Genomic DNA, 19,842 nt, shown 5'->3' on the forward strand with positions numbered 1-19,842 from the left:
CAGCAGGCTCCACAGGAGGGAATAATGCGCGCCATCTGGTCCGGGGAGGTCAGCTTCGGGTTGGTCTCCGTTCCGGTGAAGCTCTACTCGGCCACTGCAAGCCATGATGTGAGCCTGCACCAGGTCCACGATGCCGACGGCGGGCGCATCCGCTACCAGCGCCGCTGTGAGGTCTGCGACAAGGTCATTGACTATAAGAACATCGACCGCGCATACGAGGACGGCGAATCCTCGGTGATCATCACCAAGGAAGAGTTGAAGGACCTCCCGGCAGATGAGTCCAAGGAGATCGCCGTGGAGCAGTTTGTGCCCTCGGACCAGATCGACGCCATGGTGCTGGAGAAGTCTTACTACTTGGAGCCGGCCAGCAAGTCCGCAAAGTCCTATGTGCTGCTGCGCCGCACCCTGGAGGAGGCCGAGCGAGTGGCCATCGTCACCTTCACCCTGCGCTCAAAGACCCGGTTGGGCGTGCTGCGGGTCCGCGAGGACGTCATCGTGCTGCAGGGCCTGCGCTGGGCGGATGAGCTGCGTGAGCCGGAGTTCGATATCCCCAACTCGCGGGTCTCCAAGAAGGAGCAGGAGATGGCAGCCAGCCTGGTGGAGTCCTACAGTGAAGACTTCGAGCCGGAGCGGTTCAGCGACGAGTACCAGGAGCAGCTGCAGACCCTCATCGAGGAGAAGCTGGAGAACGGCGAGGAGATCGACACCGAGGCTACCTTCGGCGAGACCGATGACGATGCGGATCAGGGCAATGTGGTGGATCTCATGGAGGCCCTGAAGAAGTCTGTGGACCAGCGGCGGAAGAAGTCCAAGAAGTCCGGCTCCTCAAAGGATACCCAGCGCAAGTCTGCATGAAACAAGGGGCCCGGCCGGGTTCAGCATTGTCTCTTTACAGAGAGCTTTCAGCGGCAGTCCCGAACTTATGTAGTGTGCTGGCCTATCGTCATCACAGAATCTCGGACATGCAGACCGAACGGAGAACGTACATGAGCACCACCTGGGACACCCATAGGAGGTCCCTGGCGGTCTTCAGCAGCGCCTCCCTGCTGGGCCTGCTGGCGGCCTGCGGCAGCGATGAGCCACAGGTAGAGACCCACCATCCTGCTGAGGTGGAGCGGGAGCTGATGGAGGAGGCGGCCGCGCAGCAGGAGGCAGCGGAGGACGCAGGACTCGATGCCCACAACGGGCCCGAAGAGGGCAGGGATGCGGAGGAATCCGAGTCCGACCACGACTCAGGTGCTGATGCGGACCCGGCTGCTCAGTTCGCCGAGCTGCTCGAGGAGGTCTTCGACCAGCTGGCCGGCACTGCGGTAGATGATTCCTGACTCTGCTGATTCCCCGATGGCATAGGGTGGTGGGGCGGAGCGCCGCACAGACATCAAGGGGGGAACGGAATGATCCGAGCACTTCTGGTCCGGCACGGGCAGACACCGTGGAATGCTGCCGGACGAATGCAGGGCCGCACAGATATTCCACTCTCCGAGGCAGGAGTTCAACAGGCCCGCATCGCTGGCGGCCTGATCCGCGCCCAACATCCGCAGCAGGCGCATGTCTCCACCCTGATACGCACCCAGCAGACCTTTGAGCAGTTCGGCCTAGGGTTCGAACCCACCGCATGGGATGAGCTGTGCGAGATCGGCTTCGGCGAATGGGAAGGCGAGTACGGCGCCCAGCTGGTGGACAAATACCCCGAGGAGTTCGCCCAGATGCGCGCCGGAACATTCCGGCCCGCCGGGGCGGAGACCAATGCGGAGGTCACCGAGCGGATGCGCCGGGCCTTCTTCGAGATCGTGCGGGCCACGGCCCAGGCCGAGCCCACACCCTCCGCCGATCTGGGATTCGATGTGCGCACCACCGTTATCGTCTCCCACGGCACCTCGCTGCGGCTGCTGCTGGAATCCCTGGGTCTGGTGGATAGGCGCCGGTGGGTTCCGCTGACCAACTGCTCCACCACTATTGTGGAGATCCCGCTGGTGCCCGGCCCGGTCTCATCCACCCTGCCCCGGGCCGGACTGGACGCTGATACCGACAGTGCTGCAGAATCCCGGCAGATCGCTGCGCTGAGCGATGAACAGATCCAGTCCAGCGCACGGCTGCGTCTGCTCAACCTCTCACCCGAACTACTCCACCCGGCCACTGAGTCCGTGGCCATCGGCTGAACAGGACATGTTCCCGCCGGAACCCGCCGGGACCAGCACTGACAAATGTCATAGCTGATTCGTGACACCTGCTCTAGGTCTGCACTGCCGCCAGCCGGGATGCTGGAGGAATGAAGACACAGAGAACGGATATCAACACACAGCGTGAGCCGGATGGTGTCAATGCGCCGGCGATCACCGTCCGTGACGTGGTCCGCAGCTTCCCCGATGGTGAGGGCGGCCGGATCCGCGCTGTTGACGGGGTGAGCCTGAGCTTCGACCGGGGCGAAGTCACCGCCATCCTGGGGCCCAACGGAGCCGGTAAGACCACGCTGATCGACATGATCCTGGGACTGAACCACCCCGAGTCCGGAAGCATCGAGGTATTCGGCACCACTCCCAAGAGAGCCGCACAGGGTGGAAGAGTCGGCGCCCTGCTGCAGACCGGGGGGCTGCTGCCGGACCTCACGGTGAAAGAGACCGTGCAGATCATCGCCGCCCTGCACAAGGATCACCTGCCGGTGGCGGAGGTCATGGAGACCGCCGGGATCACCGGGATTGCCTCGCGGACGGTGGGCAAGTGTTCCGGTGGCCAGCAGCAGCGCCTCCGGTTTGCCCTGGCCATGCTGCCCAAACCAGAGATCATCATTCTGGACGAGCCCACTGCCGGGATGGATGTGGCAGCCCGGCACGAGTTCTGGGACCGGATGGCCGAGACCGCAGCCACCGGCACCACCATCCTGTTCGCCACCCACTACCTGGAGGAGGCAGAGCAGTTCGCCCGCCGCACTGTGCTGATGCACAGCGGCTCGGTGATCGCCGACGGCCCCACTGAGCAGGTGCGGCAGCAGGCTGGGGCGGCCCACGTGACCGTGACCTGGGCGGCGTGCTCGGCTGAAATCAACCAGCTGCCCCATGTGATCGATCACGAGGTGCGCGGCTCCACCATCACGTTCCGCACCGATGACGCCGATGCGCTGGCCCGGCACCTGCTGACCCAGACTGAGGCTCACGGGATCACCGTGCGCCCGGCCAGCCTGGAGGAGGCATTCATGCAGCTGACCTCACATGCGGCAACTGCAGATCGTGGCGCGGCCACCGCTGAGACTGAGGGGGTCACCCGATGAGCCTGACCACATATATCCTGATGGACTTCTGGCGGAACCTGCGGAACTTCGCCAACAGCTTCTTCATCATTGTGCTGCCGGGTGTGCTGTTCCTGATCTTCGGGGTCAGCACCGACTGGAACGAGTTTCCGCTGCCCACCGGCCACGGCAATGTCAGCGCATACACCCTGGTGGGCATCGCCGTCTATGGGGCGGCCACCGCCACCACCTCCCTGGCTGGGGCCGCTGCCGTAGAGCTGCAGCAAGGCTGGGGTCGGCAACTGGCGCTTACCGCGATGCCGCACTCAGTGTTCATCATGGCAAAATCAATCATCGCGCTGGCCATGGCGATACTGCCGGTAGTGGTGATCAACCTGGTGGGACTGTTCACCGTCACCGAGATGGACACCGGGCGCTGGTTCGCCACTGCAACCCTGACCGTGGTGGCCTCACTGCCCTTTGCGCTCTACGGGCTGCTGGCAGGATTGGCCTTCCGTTCCGATGCCGCCGTGGGCGCAGCCTCGGGGGTCCTGGTGATCCTGGGCTTCATGGGCAACAACTTCTTCCCACTGGAGGGCATCCTGCTGGAGATCGGCCGGTTCACCCCCATGTATGGGGTCACCGCTCTGGCCCGTTACCCCATCACTGAAGGTGATCTTCTGACCACTGGGGAGGGCACTATCGGCACCGACCCGCTGTGGATGATCCTGCTGAACATCCTGGTCTGGTCCGCGGTCTTCGCCGCCGGCTGCTATCTGCTGCGGGGACGGGCCACGGCCCGCCGCTGACAGCCCGGGGGCAGATGTCCACAGCCCGTGCAGAGTTCCATAGTGCTATCGGCAGTGGAAGGCCGAACATACCGCGGAGGAGCACCAAGGGGTGACATGATGAGAACTGTGAGTACGACGCCGCCGCCGACCTCTGTGCCCCGGAGCGGCACTGCACCGAACGCGGCACCGGACACGGTACTGGGCACAGCTGCTCACACTGGGCTGGGCACGGTTCCGAACACAGTGCCGAGCACGGTGCGGGGCAGGCCGGAGCAGCCGCGCCCGCAGCATGTGGCTGGGTTCCTCTACGCGGGCATCTGGGTCTTGTTCCTCGCGGTGCCGCTGGTCGCCGCTTGGTTCTCCACTGCGGAGACACACTGGCGGATCATCGCGGTGGCCGCCACGCTGGCCTTTGGGGTGGTCTACCTCTGGTTTGCCTGGCACTTCTTCTCCTGCCCCGAGCAGATCGCCACCAGGCGGCTGTTTCTGGCCTGTTCCGCGCTTGGAGTGATTGCAGCGTTAAGCATCCCCGGTATTGGTCCCTGGTTCGGCGCGTTCACCACCTTTATTGCCGCGCTGGTGATCTACACCCGCCCGCCGCTGGTGGGAATCCCCATCGGTGTGCTCATCTGGGCTGCTCCCACGGTCACGGGTTACCTGCTCGCCGCCGAGCCGGTGTTCTGGATCATTGGCGGGCCCGGGATCGGGATGCTGTTCGTCATCATCTTCCGGATCACCGAGTACTACGACGAACGTGACCGGGAGCAGGCGGAATCGCTGCGCCACGCTGAGGAGCGGGACCGGATAGCCCGGGACGTCCACGATGTCCTGGGGCATTCCCTGACCGTGCTGACCGTCAAAGCGCAGCTGGCACGCCGTCTGATCGATGCGGACCAGGACAAGGCCCGGGCAGAGCTGGCGGAGATCGAGCAGATCTCCCGCCAGGCGCTGGGCGAAGTGCGCTCCACAGTCACCAGGCTGAAGTCCCCGCATCTGCCCATGGAGCTCGACGTCGCCCGGGACACCCTGGAATCGGCGGGAATCACCCCGGTGCTCCAGGCTTCCGAGGACGCTGCGGACTCACCCGTGCTGGCCTGGGCGCTGCGGGAGGCGGTGACCAATGTGGTCCGGCACTCGCAGGCCTCCCGGTGTGAGATCGTCCTGACCCCACAGCTGCTGAGGGTGGCTGATGACGGGGTGGGGGTGGGTAGCAGCCGTGAGGGCAACGGGCTGCGCGGGCTCCGCGAGCGGGCAAAGACTGCTGGTGCCGGCGTCGTCGTTGGCCGCGCCTATCCCGAGCTGGAGGGCACTAGTCCTGAGCGGCCCGGCACACAGATCGAGGTGCGCCTGCCATGAGCAGACCCATCCGCCTGCTGCTGGCCGATGACCAGGACCTGGTCCGCGGCGGCCTATCAGCGCTGCTGAGCCTCGAGCCGGATATCGAGGTGGTGGCCCAGGTGGGCAGGGGAGATGAGATTGTGAAGGCGCTGCGGCAGCACAGTCCCGATGTGGCCCTGATAGACATTGAGATGCCCGGAATGGACGGGATCGAGGCTGTCCGGCAGGCAGTGGAGGCCAGGCTCTCCACTCGCTGTCTGATCGTCACCACCTTCGGCCGGCCCGGGTATCTGCGCCGAGCCATGGACGCCGGTGCCGCCGGGTTCGTGGTCAAGGACACCCCGGCCGAGCAGCTCGCCGCTATGGTGCGCAGAGTCGCGCAGGGTCAGCGAGTGGTAGACCCTGCCCTGGCGGCCGATTCGCTGGCCTCCGGGCTCAATCCGCTCACCGAGCGAGAGCAGCAGGTGCTGCGAGCTGCAGCTGAGGGTGGTTCCATCAAACAGATCGCCGCGGAGCTGCATCTCTCGGCCGGTACCGTGCGCAACCACCTCTCCGCAGCGATCGGCAAAACCGGCGCCGAGAACAGGCACGACGCCGCCCGGCAGGCCGCCTCCCGTGGTTGGATATAGGAATGATCTCTCAGGATGGCGGCCCGCCCCGGGGCTGGCGTGCGCGGGTACTCGGCGGAGGCACCGAGCCGGATCCCCGCTTTACCTTGGCCAATGAACGCACTTTCCTGTCCTGGATCCGCACCTCGCTGGCGCTGCTGGCCGGCGGGGTGGCGGTGGAGGCGCTGACTCAGCAGATATTCGAGCCCTTTGTGCGGACCCTGCTGGCGGTAGTGCTGCTGGTGCTGGGTACCCTTTTAGCCGCCGGGGCCTTTGTCCGGTGGTTGCGGATCGAGCGCAGTCTGCGGCACTCCCGGCCGCTTCCGCTGCCGCTGATCGCCCCGATGCTCGGCCTGGGGGCCGCAATAATCTCGGTGGTGCTGATCATCGCCATCGTGCAGGGATAGGCACTGGCTGGTGGGCAGTGTGACCGTTACGCATCAGGATCCCGGAGTTCAGCCGGAGCGGACTCTGCTGTCCTGGACTCGGACCTCCCTGCTGCTGGTGGTCGTGGCGGGCTTCACAATCCGTTGGGCGCCCCACCATGGGGCCGCGGTGCTGATCCTGTTTGTGGCTGCGCTGGTGACAGCCGGGGGCATCACCGTGACTCACCGGCGGCGCCTGAACAGCGCGGTGCAGGGAATCGCCCAGGAGCGCTATCGGCCGGCGGTGGGCAGTGTGGCCGCACTGGCCGCGGCAGTGGCGGGCCTCGGCGTCGCCGCGTTGGTGTTACTTTCAGTGACGTAGTCTCCGCGCGGTAGGCTGTACTCCCGTGGCACTGACTATTGGAATCGTGGGGCTGCCCAATGTGGGCAAGTCGACCCTCTTCAACGCACTGACCCGGCAGACGATCCTGGCGGCGAACTACCCGTTCGCCACCATTGAGCCCAACGTGGGGGTGGTCAATCTCCCCGACGAGCGGCTGGACAAGCTGGCAGAGATCTTCGGTTCGGCAAAGATTCTCCCGGCCACAGTCTCCTTTGTGGACATCGCCGGGATCGTTAAGGGGGCCTCGGAGGGGGAGGGGCTGGGCAACCAGTTCCTGGCCAATATCCGTGAAGCCCATGCGATTGCGCAGGTAGTCAGGGTCTTCGAGGACGAGAATGTGGTCCATGTCGATGGCCGGGTGGATCCCGCCTCTGACCGGGAGACCATCAACACTGAGCTGATCCTGGCGGATATGCAGACCCTGGAGAACGCAATCCCCAAGTTGGCGAAGCAGGTCTCTGGGAAGAAGGCGGATAAAGCCACCCTTGATGCCTATCTTGAGGCGCAGAAGGTTCTGGAGGAGGGCAATACGGTCTTCTCCGCGGCGTCGTCCCTGGATATGGAGCAGTTGGCCGGACTGAACCTACTCACCGCAAAGCCCCAGATCTACGTCTTCAACGCCGACGAGGGCGTACTGGGCTCCCCGGAGAAACAGGCAGAGCTGGCAGCTCTGGTAGCCCCCGCGCAAGCGGTGTTCCTGGATGCCAAGATGGAGTCTGAGCTGGTGGAGCTCTCCGAGGAGGAGGCCCGCGAGATGCTGGAGCTCAACGGACTGGAGGAATCCGGTCTGGACCAGCTGGCTCGGGTGGGCTTCCAGACCTTGGGCCTGCAGACCTATCTCACGGCCGGGCCCAAGGAGGCCCGGGCCTGGACAGTTCCGCAGGGTGCGACGGCGCCCGAGGCTGCCGGGGTGATCCACACCGACTTCCAGCGTGGCTTCATCAAGGCCGAGATCGTCAGCTTTGAGGCACTGGTGGCCGCAGGGTCGATGAACGAGGCCAAGTCCGCCGGCAAGGTCCGCATGGAGGGCAAGGACTACGTGATGAAAGACGGAGACGTGGTGGAGTTCCGGTTTGCGGTCTAACATCTGCCAGCGCTGGTGGGCGGTCAGGTAGATTGCCTGTATGGAGCAACCTGGCGAAGTCAGCGGGACAATCGGCCATTGGCTCGAGAGCGCGCTACGAGAATCTGACGGACCCTCCCACTTTGCGAGCCCCTACCTTTCGTACGACGTCTGTCGCGTTATGGCTGAGGCAGCTATGCAGCGGCGGCAGCCGTTTGTCCTGTTGACGGCGCTTGACCCTAGCGCCGTTGCGAACGGCTACCTGTCGGTACAGGGATTGAGGAGATTGGTCAGCAGCGGGGTTTTCGTTCGTCATGTCGACAGACTTCACGCGAAGTGTTTCATCGTTGGGCCGAATGGTGCGTTGGGGTCGGCTAATCTCACTGGCTCGGGACTTGGATCTTCTGTGAGCCCCAATAAGGAGCTCTGTGTGGTCCTCAATTCTGAGCAGGTGGAGTCGGCACGACGACTCATGCTCGATTGGCCCTCGCGACCCATCGACGCTATAGCTCTAGATGTCCTTGAAGAGGCCGCCGCCCGTTTGGGTAAACAGCACAAGTCGCAGCACGATACGCTCGACGCCGACTCTGCTCTGCAATTAGCCGAATCGCTTCTTGCTGATGCGCGCGACGGAGAACGCGGCTTCTGGTTGAAACTAGAGTATGGGCAACCTGCCCTTGATAGTTGGCGAGCGGAATCATGGTTCGCGAGCCCGAAGAAGGGAAAGCCCGGATTCCGCGCTGGGGACTTCGTTTTCATTTGCGCTAAGGACACCAAAGACTGTTATGCCGTTGTGGAAGTGAAGGGTGAGTCAGAGTTCCAAGCCCCCTTTTATGAGTCGTGGACCGAGTCGCACGACCCCGAAGCGTTCTCGCGGTGGCCGTGGACCACGTCGACGATCCCTCGCTTTGTCCCAAATCGACTCCTCGAGTTAAAGCTCTCGGAGCTGGGCGTCAGCGGGCAAGCCCTTCAAAACGGGCACGTGCGCTTGAGGCTGGATCAGTTCACTGCCGGAGTCAGAGCGCTCGCGAGGTTGTCCACGGACTGAGGCCCCACGCCGACGAGTGGTCAGGCCGATCTCTGCAGACGTTATTCCGCTACGGAACGTGGTGGAGTTCCGCTTCTCGAACTAAACCGCTGAGGTCGCCACTCGATTGAACGATCGCGATCCGGCGTTCATTAGCGGCCGCCTGAAATGCTTCCGCTCAGCGGCCGAGCTGACTCGTCACCGTGGGCATGTCTGTGTCTGCCCGCAGGAGTCGGGAGCGGGCAAACGCCACGGCGATAGCCCCGACGACCGCCGCCAGGATCAGAAGCGCGATAGCCGCGCCGGTCAGATTCGCTGCACCCAGCCACCCCGCGATCGGGTAGGTGACCAGGAAGCAAGCGTGGGAGAGGGCGAACTGGGCCGTGTAGACGAGATTCCGGTTCGCCGTCGTCGACGCGTCGGCCAGTAGCCTCGACGATGGCGTGTTGACGAGCGAGGTGCCGATGCCCAGCAGCACCCAGGTGCCCAGCAGCACGTACCATCCCGCCCCAGTGCTCGTCGCGACTGCGGTAACTATGACGGCGACGGCCAGCCCGGCGGTGATGACGACCGCGCCGGTGATCATGGTGCGGATCACGCCGAGCTTGTCAACCAGCCAGGGGATGTTCAGCGCGACGACGAGCGAGCCCATGCCGTAGCAGGCCAACGCGAGAGCGAGGGACTGATCGCCGAGCCCGAACACGCCGCGGGCGTAGACGACGGAGTTCACCAGAACGATCGCGGTGCCGGCCGCGACGACGATGTTCGTGAGCATTAGGAACCGCAACGTCGGCGTCCGGGCGAACACCTTCGCACCTAACGGGAGTCGCTGCCAGAACGGCAGCACGGGCCCGTCATCAGTGCGGGCAGGCAGCCGGGAGAGCAGCACCAGAATGGCCGAGTAGGCGAAGGCGACCGCGGTGCCGACGAACAGGTTGTTGTAGCTGATCAGAGTCAGCAGAGCCGCGGCGATCGTCGGGCTCAGTAGCGCCTCGAGGTCATAGGCGAGACGCGACAGCGACAGCGCCCGAGTGTAGTCCTCCGGCTCCGGGAGGACCGAGGGGATCAGGGACTGGAATGCGGGGGTGAACGTCGCCGACGCGGACTGCAGCACGAACACGAGCACGTAGATCTGCCAGGCCTCGGTGACGAACGGCAGCATCACCGCAATCGCCAGGCGGATCAGATCCGCGGTGACCAGGACCGCCTTCTTCGGCAGTCGGTCGACGACCGCGGCGATCAGCGGGGCGACGCCGACATATGCGACCATCTTGATGGTAAGCGCCGTGCCGAGCACCGACCCAGCCGCGTCGCCGGCGATGTCGAAAGCGAGCAGTCCCAGGGCGACGGTGAGCAGGCCGGTGCCGAGCAGGGCGATCACCTGGGCGGAGAACAGTTTCGCGTAGGTAGGGTTGCGGAAGACGCGCAGCATTAGTGGACATCCTCGGGGGTCCGGTGATCGCCGCGGTGGTGGGCCGGGTCGTCGCTCAACGTGTGCTGAGCCTGGAAGATCGCGTCCGCGACCAACTGACGGGCATGCTCGTTCGCCAGTCGGTAGAACACCTTCGTGCCCTCCTGCCGGGTCGAAACGATCCGCGCCAGGCGCAGCTTCGCCAGATGCTGGGAGACGGCCGGGGCGGACTTATCGACGATCTCTGCGAGATGGTTCACCGACAGCTCCTGATCGCGCAGGGCGAGGATGATCCGGATCCGGGTCGCATCCGAGAGCATCGAGAACACCTCGACCGCGAGCTCGACATACTCGCTCTCCGTCGACAGGGAACCGTCCGTATCTGCATGCATACGCAGATTATTGCACAACCGATGGCCGAGAGTGCTGATGAGCTGACGCGTCTCCGGCTCCGGACTTCGCCCTGCAGTGAGTACTAGAGGTTGGTATGTGCGGGAACGTGCTCGAGTTCAGGTTCAACGTGTGATGTGAGCCGATCCTGCTCCGCGGGCCCCGTTGATCTTCGAGGTCGGCGGGGCTTCGTTGGCTTGTTCTGGGCTGTCCGCATCCAGCCATCTGCGCTATCATGGTTGATAGCAGAAGGAGGTGGCCCGGATGTCATCCATCATCGTGCGCGGTCTCGATGACCATGTGAAGCAGCAGCTCGCATCGCAGGCGAAGGAGCACGGGCGGTCCATGGAGGCCGAGGTCCGTGACATCCTCACGAAGGCCGCTCGACGGCCGCACATCGGCATGGCTTTTCTGTCTGCGGCACGGGATGTCGATGGGGTCGACGAGTTGCCGATTCCGACGCGCGATGATGTCGCAAGGGCGGCGGACTTCGAATGATCGTCCTCGACACGAACGTCATCTCGGAGATCTTTCGGCCCTCTCCGGAGCCTCGTGTCGTCGAGTGGCTTGTGTCCTTGACGGGCGACGTCGCGATCACTTCCATCACTCTCGCGGAGTTGCTTGCCGGTGTGCGCAGGCTCCCGAACGGCCAACGCAAAGACGAGCTGGCGCAGAGGATCGATGAAGCGGTAGCGCCGTATCGGGGGAGCCGGTCGGTGCTCGCCTTCGACGATGACGCGGCGGAGCGATACGCGGGGGTGCTCTTGTCTCGTGAAGCAGCAGGTGCGCCGGTGAGTACGGCCGACGCCCAGATTGCCGCGATCTGCCTGGCGCACGGGGCCACCTGCGCTACGCGCAATGTGAAGGACTTCCAGCACACCGGCGTCGAACTGGTGGACCCATGGAAGGTGGACGCGTGAAGCATCGTTCGATCGAGGTCCTCGCGCACCAGGAACTAACTGAGGCCGATCTGGGTGGGCTTCGACAGCTCTTCGACAGCAAGTATCTCAAGGAATTCGGAGAGTGGGATCCACAACAGCCATACGGCTACGCGTCACATGATGTCCATATCATGGCCCGGATCGAAGGTCGCGTCGTCGGTCATGTGGGTTGGGCGCGCCGCGAGATCGCTGTCGGTACGGAGACTCTCGCGATCGCAGGAGTCGGCGGTGTCTTGATCTCCGGTGACGCGAGAGGGATGCGGCTCGGGGAGGAGCTGATGAGGTGTGCAGAGCAGTCGATGCGCGCTCGCGGCCACCTCGGGTTCGGTTACCTGGGCTGTCGAGAGCAGGTCGTCCCGTTCTACGAGTCATGCGGCTGGAAGAGGATCCTTGCCCGCGAGAAGTCGATCGGGCGTGATGGTGAACCCGTCGTGGACGACCCTGGCCCGCCGATCCTTATCCTGCCAATCGCCCCGCTCGAGCTGTGGCCTGAGGGAGACATCGACCTGCGCGGACGGGCTTGGTAGTCGCTGACTGCAGATGGCCCCACTTGTCGGAACGCGGTCGAGTTCCGTTTCTCGAACTAACGTCTGCGGCCTCGATTGTGGCGCGGCGCGCTTGACCTTGACCCTAGGGGGCAAGGTCTACCGTTGTCGCAGGAGGTCCATCATGCGCATCGGAGAACTCGGCGAACGGGCACAGGTGACGGTCAAGGCCGTTCGATACTACGAGCGGCTCGGCCTGGTCGAGGCGGCTCGCGAGCCCAACGGGTACCGGTTGTTCGGCATCTCCCCGCTGAAGACGGGCCGTTCCCCGAATGCCTGGAGCTCGGCCACGAGCACGGCGATGAGTGCGTGAGTTCGCTCGCCGTGTACCGCGACACGATCGCCGACCTCGGCCGCATGATCGACGCGTTGACGCTGCGTCGCGACACACTGTAGCGCCGTCTCGACTGGAGAGCGGATCGCTCGTTCGCGAAGGGGAACGCATTGGCTGACTACACGACGTTGCCCGATGACCTGCCCGTTCCCGCTGACGACGGAGCCGCCGACCAGCTGCCCGGCCGCTCGACGCCTGCGCTGACCCTGCAGACCAGCGATGGTGATCATGTGGACCTGGGAGACCTCGGACTGGGGCGGACTGTGGTCTATCCGTATCCTCTGACGGGACACCCCGGAGCCGACCTGCCGGAGGGGTGGGACGCAATCCCCGGCGCGCGGGGGTGCTCCACCGAGGCTACGCAGTCGAGTTCCGCTTCAGAATTCATCCCTGATCGGAGGACGCTTACATCAGCGCGGTAGCGTAGGCGGCGCACACGGCTCAGCGTTCTGAGGTCGATGGTGCTGTCAGGACTGATCGCCCGCTGGTGGTCAGACGGAATCAAGCGCCTGACGTTAGAGTGAGGCGCGTGGTGCGAGTTGTCTTCATGTGCGGCCCCGCAGGTTCGGGGAAGTCGACCACGGCGCGCCGTCTCGAGGCGGATGGCATGGTCAGGCTTTCGTTTGACCAGGAGGCGTGGGATCGCGGTATCCGACATATGCCGCTGCTTGAGGATGCACATCGCGATGTGGAGGACCATCTCCGCCGTCGATTGCTTGATCTCATAGGCGAAGAAAGAGATGTCGTTCTCGACTTCTCTTTTTGGTCGCGGGCTATGCGTGACGATTGGCGTCGTCTCCTGGAGCCGTATGGAATTGTCCCGGAGACGATATACATCTGGGCGGATCGCGCGACGTGTCTGGAACGCGTGGCCGCCCGCACCCACGCGCACGGCGATGATTTCGCGTTGAACGCGGATACTGCCGCAGCCTACTTCGACCACTTTGAACCTCCGACTTCTGATGAGGGGCCTGTGAAGATGGTCGTGTCGTAACGGGGCGGCCAGGCAACTCGCCGGAATGCGACGAAACGTGTGCGCGAGTGGAGGCACTCGTGTACCTCCTGGATCGAGAGGTTCGTATCTGTGGCGACGTGGTGGAGTTCCGGTTTAACGTCTAGCGTTATTGACGCCGGTCGTTATATCCTGGTCTCGTGATCAGATCGTTCGGGAGCAAGGACACCGAACGATTGTGGCGTCGTGAGCGAGTGCGCTCGATCGATCATCGGATCCATCGGGTCGCACTGCGCAAGCTTCGTCAGGTGGGATCGGCGGAGTCCATCGAGGATCTTCGGGTCCCGCCGGGCAACCGGCTCGAAGCGCTGAAGGGCGACCGCGCCGGGCAGCACAGCATCAGGATCAACGACGAGTGGCGGATCTGGTTCGTGCGGACCGACGCAGGACCGGAGGAGGTGGAGATCGTTGACTACCACTGAGAAGATTGCCCCGATCCACCCTGAGGAGGTCCTCATGGAGGACTTCATCGAGGGCTTCGGGATCACGCAGAACAAGCTCGCCGTGTCGATCGACGTCCCGCCTCGGCGGATCAACGAGATCGTGCATGGCAAGCGGGGGATCACGGCGGACACCGCGCTCCGGCTCGGCAAGCTCTTCGGCACCACCGCACAGTTCTGGCTGAACCTGCAGACGCTCTACGACCTCGACCTCGCAGAGGATCGCGCGGCTGAGCAGATCGACGCCATCGTGCCGCTGCAATCCGCATGACCTTCAGCGGGATGGACGCCGCTGAGGTAGTCCGAGTCGTTGGCTGGCTCGAGGAGCGATCAGTCGTCTACCAGGTCAACGGCGGATGGGCCGTTGACGCTCTGCACGGTTCCCAGACCAGATCGCATGGTGATCTGGATGTGTTCGTCGACTCGACGACGGTCGACGCCCTCATGGAATGGTTGCTCGGTCGCGGATACAGCATCGTGGAGGACTGGCGTCCGATCCGAGTTGAGCTGCGCGCCGGCGACAGGGCGGTCGACATCCATCCGATGGACGTGGACTGTGTCGGCGACGGGGTCCAGCAGGGCTTCGGTGAAGACTCGTTCGTCCACCGAGCGCGCGAGCGCGCGGTCGGAGTGATCGGAGATCGCTCGGTAGTTGTCGCGTGCGCCGCGCGACTCATGGCGCTGAGGCTCGGTTACGACCTCCGGCCGGAGGACCGCCACGATCTCGACGTGCTTGGGAGGTTGGTCGCCGACCACTCTTGAGGTCCGTGGCGGGCAGTTGACGCAGATGGTTGTCCGTGCCGGAACTCAGTGGAGTTCCGGTTCAATGTCTGATTCCAGCGGGGCCTAGTTGCCTGCGTGCCTCGAATGCGGCGAGGACTACACCTACGAGCGGGGCAGCTTTGTTGGTCTGCCTAGCGTGCGGCTAAACCCGACCCCGAGCGTCGTCAAGAAGGCCGGCTAAGATTTGGTCCCGGATCATCGCGCACCGCCCCGGTCGCCTCTGCGTGAGGTGGCCGGGGCCGCGTCATTTTGGGGAGTTGGCACCTCTGGCTGTGCTGCGCGTGTAGGGATATCGTGAGTGACAGCAGGGCAGCCCCGGCGCAATCAGAGGAGAAGTCATGACCAGTATCAATGAACGTGCCAGTACCTTGGCTCAGGCCCACGCTTCTGGCCGTCTAGTGGTCCTGCCCACCGCGTGGGACGTGTGGAGTGCCCGGATAGCCGAGGCCGCGGGGTTTGCTGGGATCACCATCGGCAGTCACCCCGTCGCTGACGCGATGGGAAGCTCCGACGGCGAGCACATGCACTTCGGTGAGTACCTCGCCGTGGTGCAACGCATCACCGGCGCCGTTGAGATCCCAGTGAGCGCCGATGTCGAATCCGGGTACGGACTGGCTCCGGGGGAGTTGATTACGCGCTTGCTAGAGGCGGGCGCCGTCGGTGCCAACATCGAGGACGTCGTCCACTCGGAAGGTGGCCGCGTGCGGGACCGCAATGAGCACACCGACTTCATCGGCGCTGCGAGGCAGGCCGCGGATCAGGCCGGCGTCGATTTCGTTATCAACGGGCGCACCGATGCCGTCAAGCTCGGCACGGACGTTTTTGAGGACCCGCTTGCCGAGGCCGAGGCGCGGATCCAGCTCATGGAGCAGTCCGGTGCTCGCGCCGTCTATCCCGTGGGGCTGAAGACCGCTGAGGAAGTGACGCGCCTGGTCACCGCCGTCGACATCCCACTCAACGTCACAGCACACCCCGTGGACGGACACGGCGCCGGGGACCTCGATGCGCTCGCCGGGGTCGGCGTGCGCCGGGTCAGCTTCGGGCCGCTGTGGCAGAAGTGGTTGTCCGCGCAATCCGAGGAGCAGCTCGCGGGGTGGGCGGCAGGCCGCTGAGCACTCGCCGACGGAACGGGCGCCTGGGCTTGCCATGCGGGAGGGCATGGAGCGGGGCAGGTTCCTGATCGGGTCGGAACACATTGAGGTGGCGACGTACGGTCGCTTGAGTTCAGACCTGGAACCCATCTACACGGCCCTTCCACTGCTCACCTCGTGACGTTGCTCGGCTACGGAACGCAGTAGAGTTCAAGTTTAACGTCTAGCGTTATTGACGCAAAGCGTTATATCCTGGTGGTGTGATTCGATCCTTCGCTGACCGCGACACCGAGCGTGTCTGGCGTCGTGAGTCAGCCCGGAGGATCGATCCACGAATTCATAAGACAGCAAACCGGAAGCTTCTGCAGCTCGACGCGGCCACCGTGCTGGATTCCTTGCGGGTTCCGCCCGGCAACCGCTTGGAGGCATTGAAAGGTGATCGTGCCGGTCAGCACAGCATCCGGATCAATGATCAATGGCGTATCTGCTTCCGCTGGGCTGACGGTGGCGCAGAAGACGTTGAGATTGTGGACTACCACTAGGAGGAATGATGGCAGAAAAGCTCTACGCTCCGATCCATCCTGGTGAGGTCCTCCTGGAGGACTTCATCAATGGTTTCGGCATCACGCAGAACAAACTGGCCGTGGCCATTGGTGTGCCTCCGCGTCGCATCAACGAGATCGTGCACGGGAAGCGGCGGATCACTGCAGATACTGCACTGCGGCTAGGTCGGTACTTCGGCATGGAGTCGCAATTTTGGATGAATCTCCAGGCCCGTTATGACCTCGATGTGGCAGCTCATGAATCAGCTGGGCAGATCGAGTCCATCCAGCCATTGCAGGCCGCATGAGCTCTCATGCAGGTGATGAGAATCTGACAGTCGCTGCTGCGTGGGACGGTGAGCTTCGGCTTCTAGATCCGCGAGTGCGGTCTGAGGCTGGTCCCATGGAGGAGTTGCTGGCTCCTGATTTTCATGAGATTGGGCAGTCAGGGACACATTGGTCCCGTGATCAGATTCTGAGCGTCATATCCGCGGAGGATGCGAGTGAACATGCTCCGGTCCTCAGTGAGCAACGAGGTGATGTCGTGGCACCCGGACTTGTTCTGCTGACATATTTTCTCGAGTTCGGCGAACGCCGGAGCCGTCGATCTTCATTGTGGCGGATTCGACCGGAGGGCTCTGTCCTGGTGTTCCTCCAGGGGGCCCCTGTTGCCTGAGTGAGTGCGCTTATGCGGTCAAGGGTTATTCGGCTTCAGAACGCGGTCGAGTCTCGGTTTAACGTCTAGGCGCACTCCGGAGACCCGTTCCACCTCGGAGGTTCTTGTCCGCGTGCTGGTAGTAATGCGGACCTGTTCTCTGGGTAGACTCCCGTGATGCTCTTTGTCGGTATTGATCTCGCAGCCGAAGCCCGGCGTACGGGCGTCGCCGTCGTGCGTGAAGATGGTGCGCTTTCGTTGGAGCAGGTCGATGTCGGGGGGAGCGATGATGACCTCGTGGCAGCTATCGAGGCGGCGGACAGGACGGGAGTGGATGTGCCGCTCGGATGGCCGGCGCCATTTGTCGACTTGGTCAGCGCGCATGCCGCCGGAACTTTATCAGCGCCTGCATCCACTGAATCCGGCTGGCGTCGGAACCTCGCGATGCGAACAACAGACCGTGAGGTGCACCGTCGCACGGGAATTACTCCGTTGAGTATCTCTACAGACAGAATCGCCTACCCGGCTCTCCGGTGGGCCGGGCTTGAAGCTCGTTTGCGAGATCGCGGATTCGATGTCACGCGTGACGGTTCTGGGATGGTTTTCGAGGTGTATCCGGCGGCCGCATTGCGCTGCTGGTCCTTGACTCACCGGGGCTACAAAGGTGCGAAGAACGCCGCTGGCCGGTCTGCTTTGGTGGCCGAACTTGTGAAGATGACTCCTTGGTTGGACTGGAACGGATATCGGGAATTATGCGCGCGCGACGATGACGCGCTTGATGCAGTTATCGCCGCACTTGTCACTCGCGAGGCGTTCCTCGGCAGCTGCGAACCGCCATCGGATGAAAATCGAGAGGTGGCGCGGCAAGAGGGCTGGATCTGGTTGCCAAGCGGACGCAGGCCTACACCACCGACCATGCGGTGATTGTCTTGTGAGCGGGACTGTGATCACGCTAGTTGAGCTGGTGGGATGTGTCGTGTGTCCGATAGTCAGCGTGGAGAGGATCTCACAACACGAATTGAGGCCGTCTTGGCTCCCTATCGAGGTGGGAGTACCGTGCACGCAGGCCCGGGCGCTGTTCGCCCCCCCTGGAGACGCGAGAGCGCGAAGTCCTGACGCTTCTAAACCTCGATCCACCGACCCGGTTTCTGAGTGGCGGCGGCAGTTGTGAATCGCTGCCATGCTGAGGATGGGCAGGGGGTGGTGTCCCGGCCATGCTCCGGTCTGTTCCACTCTGCTGTCCCCGGGTCTCTCCTTGGTCCCGGTGTGGGTGCCCTGCAGGGCTGGGTGGTCAGGTGCTCGCCACGGCTGGTGGTGGCCCCAGTGCTGCCACCCAGAGCGTGGCGAAGTCATCAGTCCATTTCCAGCTGGTGGGCAGGTGCAATATGAGCTTCCGAGCATGGTGCGCGATTCGGGCGGGGATGCTGATGATCCTGTTCCGCAGTGTCAGTGCCCGGGCACGGGCCATGGCCCCACCGATAACGGTGGCTACTGTGCGCAGTAGGTTGTGGGTGATCACCGCGGCAATGAGCCAGGCGGCGTTGGCTTGGAACCGCCCTGAGGGCATATGAGCCAGGGGTCCTGCTTTGAGTTCAGCGTTGACCTGCTCGATGACCGCGTGGCCACGGTGCATCCGATCTGCCGCGGCGGTATCCAGAACGGTGGCATCGATAGTGGTGAAAAATCCATGATGGCGGTAGGTGTCGAAGATCGTGTCCTGGCCGGCGGCCAGCTTCGCGGCGTTCTTCTCCGGGACTCGACGCAGGATGAGTCGGCCGGTGACCTGCTCATCGGCGGGCTTGGAGGAGAACGCGGTGAAGGCAACCTCGGCGACCTCGGCCTTGCTGATCCAGGTGCCGGTGGTCTCATCGAAGATCGCATTCTTGTACTCGATGCGCTGCCAGGCTTCATCGTCGATGGCGGCGATGGCTTTCTTGATCCGCTTATCCAACCGCACGGTCACCGAGAGCTCGGCCCCGGCCCGGCGTGCGGCTGCGGCGATCTTGGACCCGTAATAGGCCGAGTCAGCACGGACCACCACCGGGGCATCCTGGCCAGGGATCCGCTTCAACGCGCCGAGGGCATCAGCGAGTACCTTCTGCGCCCCGCGTGCTGAATGCGCAGCCCTCTTCCGGAGCTGTTGGCCAATGATCACAGGAGCAGATTCGGCGGTGGTGGCGGTGACCAGCAGAGCATTCAGCCCCCGGGTCTTGTTGTATCCGTATCCAGCACCTTGCTTCTTCGCGGAGAAGACTTCGATGACGGTGTCATCGATATCCACAAACACCATCGACGCCCCATCCCCAGCGGTGGGTACTGGCAGCAGCTGGGCTTTTGACCCCAGGGCGGTGAGGAACCCAGATGAGACCGCGCCGAGTTGTTTGACATGCCCGTGGGTGTAGGCCCTCAGATGCGAACCCAAAGTGGAGGGCGCATACACCCGATCAAACAGACTGGGCATCCCGCCGTGGCGCAGCAGGTCCATGTCATCAATCGAATCAGCCCCGGCCACCATGCTTGCTACCAGGCTGCTGATCTTCGCCCCGGCGTTGGCACCTTTATCAGCCCCGGTCGTGGCCACCGTGATCTTCTGCTGAGCCAGATCAGCTAGCCCAGCATTCTGGGCCAGAGCCATGATCGGGACCAGACCGGCAACCGACACGAGATTCGGCTCATCGAACCTATAGGACACCGTGGAACGGGCGTGGTTGAATAGCACCTGAGAGGTGCCCCTTTCTGAACGGGAAACAGAGACTTAGAACATCCCTATTTTCCCAGGTCAGAGGGGCATTTCCTCTATCAACCCACCCTCCACAGCAGTAGTGCCCCATAGAGTGGTGTAACCCTCCCGAGGGCCGTGACCGTATTCGTCTTGGATGT

26 protein-coding genes are annotated in these 19,842 nt (G+C 63.5%); 23 read left to right on the forward strand and 3 right to left on the reverse strand.

Going from position 1 to position 19,842, the window contains the following annotated elements; translation table 11 throughout:
• Nucleotides 1-24: 24 nt before the first annotated feature.
• The 11 genes from ku to GNZ21_RS00665 all read left to right on the forward strand — a co-directional run bounded on the left by ku (nucleotide 25) and on the right by GNZ21_RS00665 (nucleotide 8,839).
• The gene (gene ku / locus GNZ21_RS00615) at nucleotides 25-855 is read left to right on the forward strand and encodes a non-homologous end joining protein Ku (protein WP_157320385.1); all 831 of its coding nucleotides are present in this window, start codon (nucleotides 25-27) and stop codon (nucleotides 853-855) included.
• Between the two features lie 131 nt (nucleotides 856-986).
• Nucleotides 987-1,325: a hypothetical protein gene (locus GNZ21_RS00620; RefSeq protein WP_157320387.1), complete on the forward strand. Its 339-nt coding sequence runs from the start codon at nucleotides 987-989 to the stop codon at nucleotides 1,323-1,325.
• A 69-nt stretch (nucleotides 1,326-1,394) separates the two neighbouring features.
• Nucleotides 1,395-2,159, forward strand: a complete 765-nt coding sequence (locus GNZ21_RS00625) for a histidine phosphatase family protein (RefSeq protein WP_157320389.1) — start codon at nucleotides 1,395-1,397, stop codon at nucleotides 2,157-2,159.
• A gap of 110 nt (nucleotides 2,160-2,269) precedes the next feature.
• Nucleotides 2,270-3,265, forward strand: coding sequence for an ABC transporter ATP-binding protein (locus GNZ21_RS00630; protein ID WP_157320397.1), 996 nt, complete (start codon nucleotides 2,270-2,272; stop codon nucleotides 3,263-3,265).
• Nucleotides 3,262-4,032: an ABC transporter permease gene (locus GNZ21_RS00635; protein ID WP_157320399.1), complete on the forward strand. Its 771-nt coding sequence runs from the start codon at nucleotides 3,262-3,264 to the stop codon at nucleotides 4,030-4,032. Before GNZ21_RS00630 ends, GNZ21_RS00635 begins: the two co-directional genes overlap by 4 nt.
• 108 nt (nucleotides 4,033-4,140) lie before the next feature.
• Nucleotides 4,141-5,370 carry a sensor histidine kinase gene (locus GNZ21_RS16130; protein ID WP_157320401.1) on the forward strand — a complete coding sequence of 410 codons (1,230 nt, stop codon included), beginning with the start codon at nucleotides 4,141-4,143 and terminating at the stop codon, nucleotides 5,368-5,370.
• A complete protein-coding gene (locus tag GNZ21_RS00645; RefSeq protein WP_157320403.1) occupies nucleotides 5,367-5,981 on the forward strand; it encodes a response regulator transcription factor in 615 nt (204 codons plus the stop codon). The genes GNZ21_RS16130 and GNZ21_RS00645 overlap by 4 nt, the downstream gene beginning before the upstream one ends.
• Nucleotides 5,982-5,983: 2 nt before the next feature.
• A complete protein-coding gene (locus tag GNZ21_RS00650; protein ID WP_157320405.1) occupies nucleotides 5,984-6,367 on the forward strand; it encodes a YidH family protein in 384 nt (127 codons plus the stop codon).
• A 19-nt stretch (nucleotides 6,368-6,386) separates the two neighbouring features.
• Complete coding sequence (locus GNZ21_RS00655; protein ID WP_157320407.1) at nucleotides 6,387-6,707, forward strand: DUF202 domain-containing protein; 321 nt, start codon at nucleotides 6,387-6,389, stop codon at nucleotides 6,705-6,707.
• A gap of 25 nt (nucleotides 6,708-6,732) precedes the next feature.
• The gene (gene ychF, locus GNZ21_RS00660; protein WP_188503728.1) at nucleotides 6,733-7,812 is read left to right on the forward strand and encodes a redox-regulated ATPase YchF; all 1,080 of its coding nucleotides are present in this window, start codon (nucleotides 6,733-6,735) and stop codon (nucleotides 7,810-7,812) included.
• A gap of 409 nt (nucleotides 7,813-8,221) precedes the next feature.
• A complete protein-coding gene (locus GNZ21_RS00665) occupies nucleotides 8,222-8,839 on the forward strand; it encodes a hypothetical protein (protein WP_157320409.1) in 618 nt (205 codons plus the stop codon).
• Nucleotides 8,840-8,996: 157 nt separating this feature from the next.
• On the opposite strand, the gene GNZ21_RS00670 is transcribed toward GNZ21_RS00665, so the two are convergent.
• Together GNZ21_RS00670 and GNZ21_RS00675 are read right to left on the reverse strand one after the other, a co-directional pair.
• Nucleotides 8,997-10,250, reverse strand: coding sequence for an MFS transporter (locus GNZ21_RS00670; protein ID WP_157320411.1), 1,254 nt, complete (start codon nucleotides 10,248-10,250; stop codon nucleotides 8,997-8,999).
• Nucleotides 10,250-10,621 (reverse strand): ArsR/SmtB family transcription factor, encoded by a 372-nt coding sequence (locus GNZ21_RS00675; RefSeq protein ID WP_157320413.1) that lies wholly within the window; start codon nucleotides 10,619-10,621, stop codon nucleotides 10,250-10,252. The genes GNZ21_RS00670 and GNZ21_RS00675 overlap by 1 nt, the downstream gene beginning before the upstream one ends.
• 262 nt (nucleotides 10,622-10,883) lie before the next feature.
• Between GNZ21_RS00675 and GNZ21_RS00680 the strand changes: the two genes are divergently transcribed.
• The 12 genes from GNZ21_RS00680 to GNZ21_RS00740 all read left to right on the forward strand — a co-directional run bounded on the left by GNZ21_RS00680 (nucleotide 10,884) and on the right by GNZ21_RS00740 (nucleotide 17,886).
• Nucleotides 10,884-11,117: a FitA-like ribbon-helix-helix domain-containing protein gene (locus tag GNZ21_RS00680; protein WP_157320415.1), complete on the forward strand. Its 234-nt coding sequence runs from the start codon at nucleotides 10,884-10,886 to the stop codon at nucleotides 11,115-11,117.
• On the forward strand, nucleotides 11,114-11,539 hold the full coding sequence (locus GNZ21_RS00685; protein ID WP_157320417.1) for a type II toxin-antitoxin system VapC family toxin: 426 nt from the start codon (nucleotides 11,114-11,116) through the stop codon (nucleotides 11,537-11,539). Before GNZ21_RS00680 ends, GNZ21_RS00685 begins: the two co-directional genes overlap by 4 nt.
• Entirely contained in the window at nucleotides 11,536-12,087 is a 552-nt protein-coding gene (locus GNZ21_RS00690) for a GNAT family N-acetyltransferase (RefSeq protein WP_229659542.1), read from the forward strand. Before GNZ21_RS00685 ends, GNZ21_RS00690 begins: the two co-directional genes overlap by 4 nt.
• 142 nt (nucleotides 12,088-12,229) lie before the next feature.
• Nucleotides 12,230-12,418, forward strand: a complete 189-nt coding sequence (locus GNZ21_RS00695) for a MerR family DNA-binding transcriptional regulator (RefSeq protein WP_157320421.1) — start codon at nucleotides 12,230-12,232, stop codon at nucleotides 12,416-12,418.
• A gap of 550 nt (nucleotides 12,419-12,968) precedes the next feature.
• Nucleotides 12,969-13,433 carry a P-loop nucleotide/nucleoside kinase family protein gene (locus GNZ21_RS00700; RefSeq protein ID WP_229659541.1) on the forward strand — a complete coding sequence of 155 codons (465 nt, stop codon included), beginning with the start codon at nucleotides 12,969-12,971 and terminating at the stop codon, nucleotides 13,431-13,433.
• 158 nt (nucleotides 13,434-13,591) lie between these two features.
• On the forward strand, nucleotides 13,592-13,873 hold the full coding sequence (locus tag GNZ21_RS00705; protein WP_096798691.1) for a type II toxin-antitoxin system RelE/ParE family toxin: 282 nt from the start codon (nucleotides 13,592-13,594) through the stop codon (nucleotides 13,871-13,873).
• Nucleotides 13,860-14,162 (forward strand): HigA family addiction module antitoxin, encoded by a 303-nt coding sequence (locus GNZ21_RS00710; RefSeq protein ID WP_157320423.1) that lies wholly within the window; start codon nucleotides 13,860-13,862, stop codon nucleotides 14,160-14,162. The genes GNZ21_RS00705 and GNZ21_RS00710 overlap by 14 nt, the downstream gene beginning before the upstream one ends.
• 11 nt (nucleotides 14,163-14,173) lie before the next feature.
• Complete coding sequence (locus GNZ21_RS00715; RefSeq protein WP_226851066.1) at nucleotides 14,174-14,653, forward strand: nucleotidyltransferase domain-containing protein; 480 nt, start codon at nucleotides 14,174-14,176, stop codon at nucleotides 14,651-14,653.
• Nucleotides 14,654-15,012: 359 nt separating this feature from the next.
• The gene (locus GNZ21_RS00720) at nucleotides 15,013-15,786 is read left to right on the forward strand and encodes an isocitrate lyase/PEP mutase family protein (RefSeq protein ID WP_157320425.1); all 774 of its coding nucleotides are present in this window, start codon (nucleotides 15,013-15,015) and stop codon (nucleotides 15,784-15,786) included.
• A gap of 239 nt (nucleotides 15,787-16,025) precedes the next feature.
• Nucleotides 16,026-16,307 carry a type II toxin-antitoxin system RelE/ParE family toxin gene (locus GNZ21_RS00725; protein WP_188503726.1) on the forward strand — a complete coding sequence of 94 codons (282 nt, stop codon included), beginning with the start codon at nucleotides 16,026-16,028 and terminating at the stop codon, nucleotides 16,305-16,307.
• Between the two features lie 8 nt (nucleotides 16,308-16,315).
• Complete coding sequence (locus GNZ21_RS00730) at nucleotides 16,316-16,615, forward strand: HigA family addiction module antitoxin (protein WP_157320428.1); 300 nt, start codon at nucleotides 16,316-16,318, stop codon at nucleotides 16,613-16,615.
• A gap of 524 nt (nucleotides 16,616-17,139) precedes the next feature.
• Nucleotides 17,140-17,886: a DUF429 domain-containing protein gene (locus tag GNZ21_RS00740; protein ID WP_157320432.1), complete on the forward strand. Its 747-nt coding sequence runs from the start codon at nucleotides 17,140-17,142 to the stop codon at nucleotides 17,884-17,886.
• 367 nt (nucleotides 17,887-18,253) lie between these two features.
• Here GNZ21_RS00740 and GNZ21_RS00745 read toward each other — a convergent pair whose 3' ends face one another.
• Nucleotides 18,254-19,681, reverse strand: a complete 1,428-nt coding sequence (locus tag GNZ21_RS00745; RefSeq protein WP_373868452.1) for an IS1380 family transposase — start codon at nucleotides 19,679-19,681, stop codon at nucleotides 18,254-18,256.
• Between the last annotated feature and the right edge of the window lie 161 nt (nucleotides 19,682-19,842).

The sequence above is a fragment of the Nesterenkonia alkaliphila genome, from assembly GCF_009758175.1.
Lineage (GTDB): Bacteria > Actinomycetota > Actinomycetes > Actinomycetales > Micrococcaceae > Nesterenkonia > Nesterenkonia alkaliphila.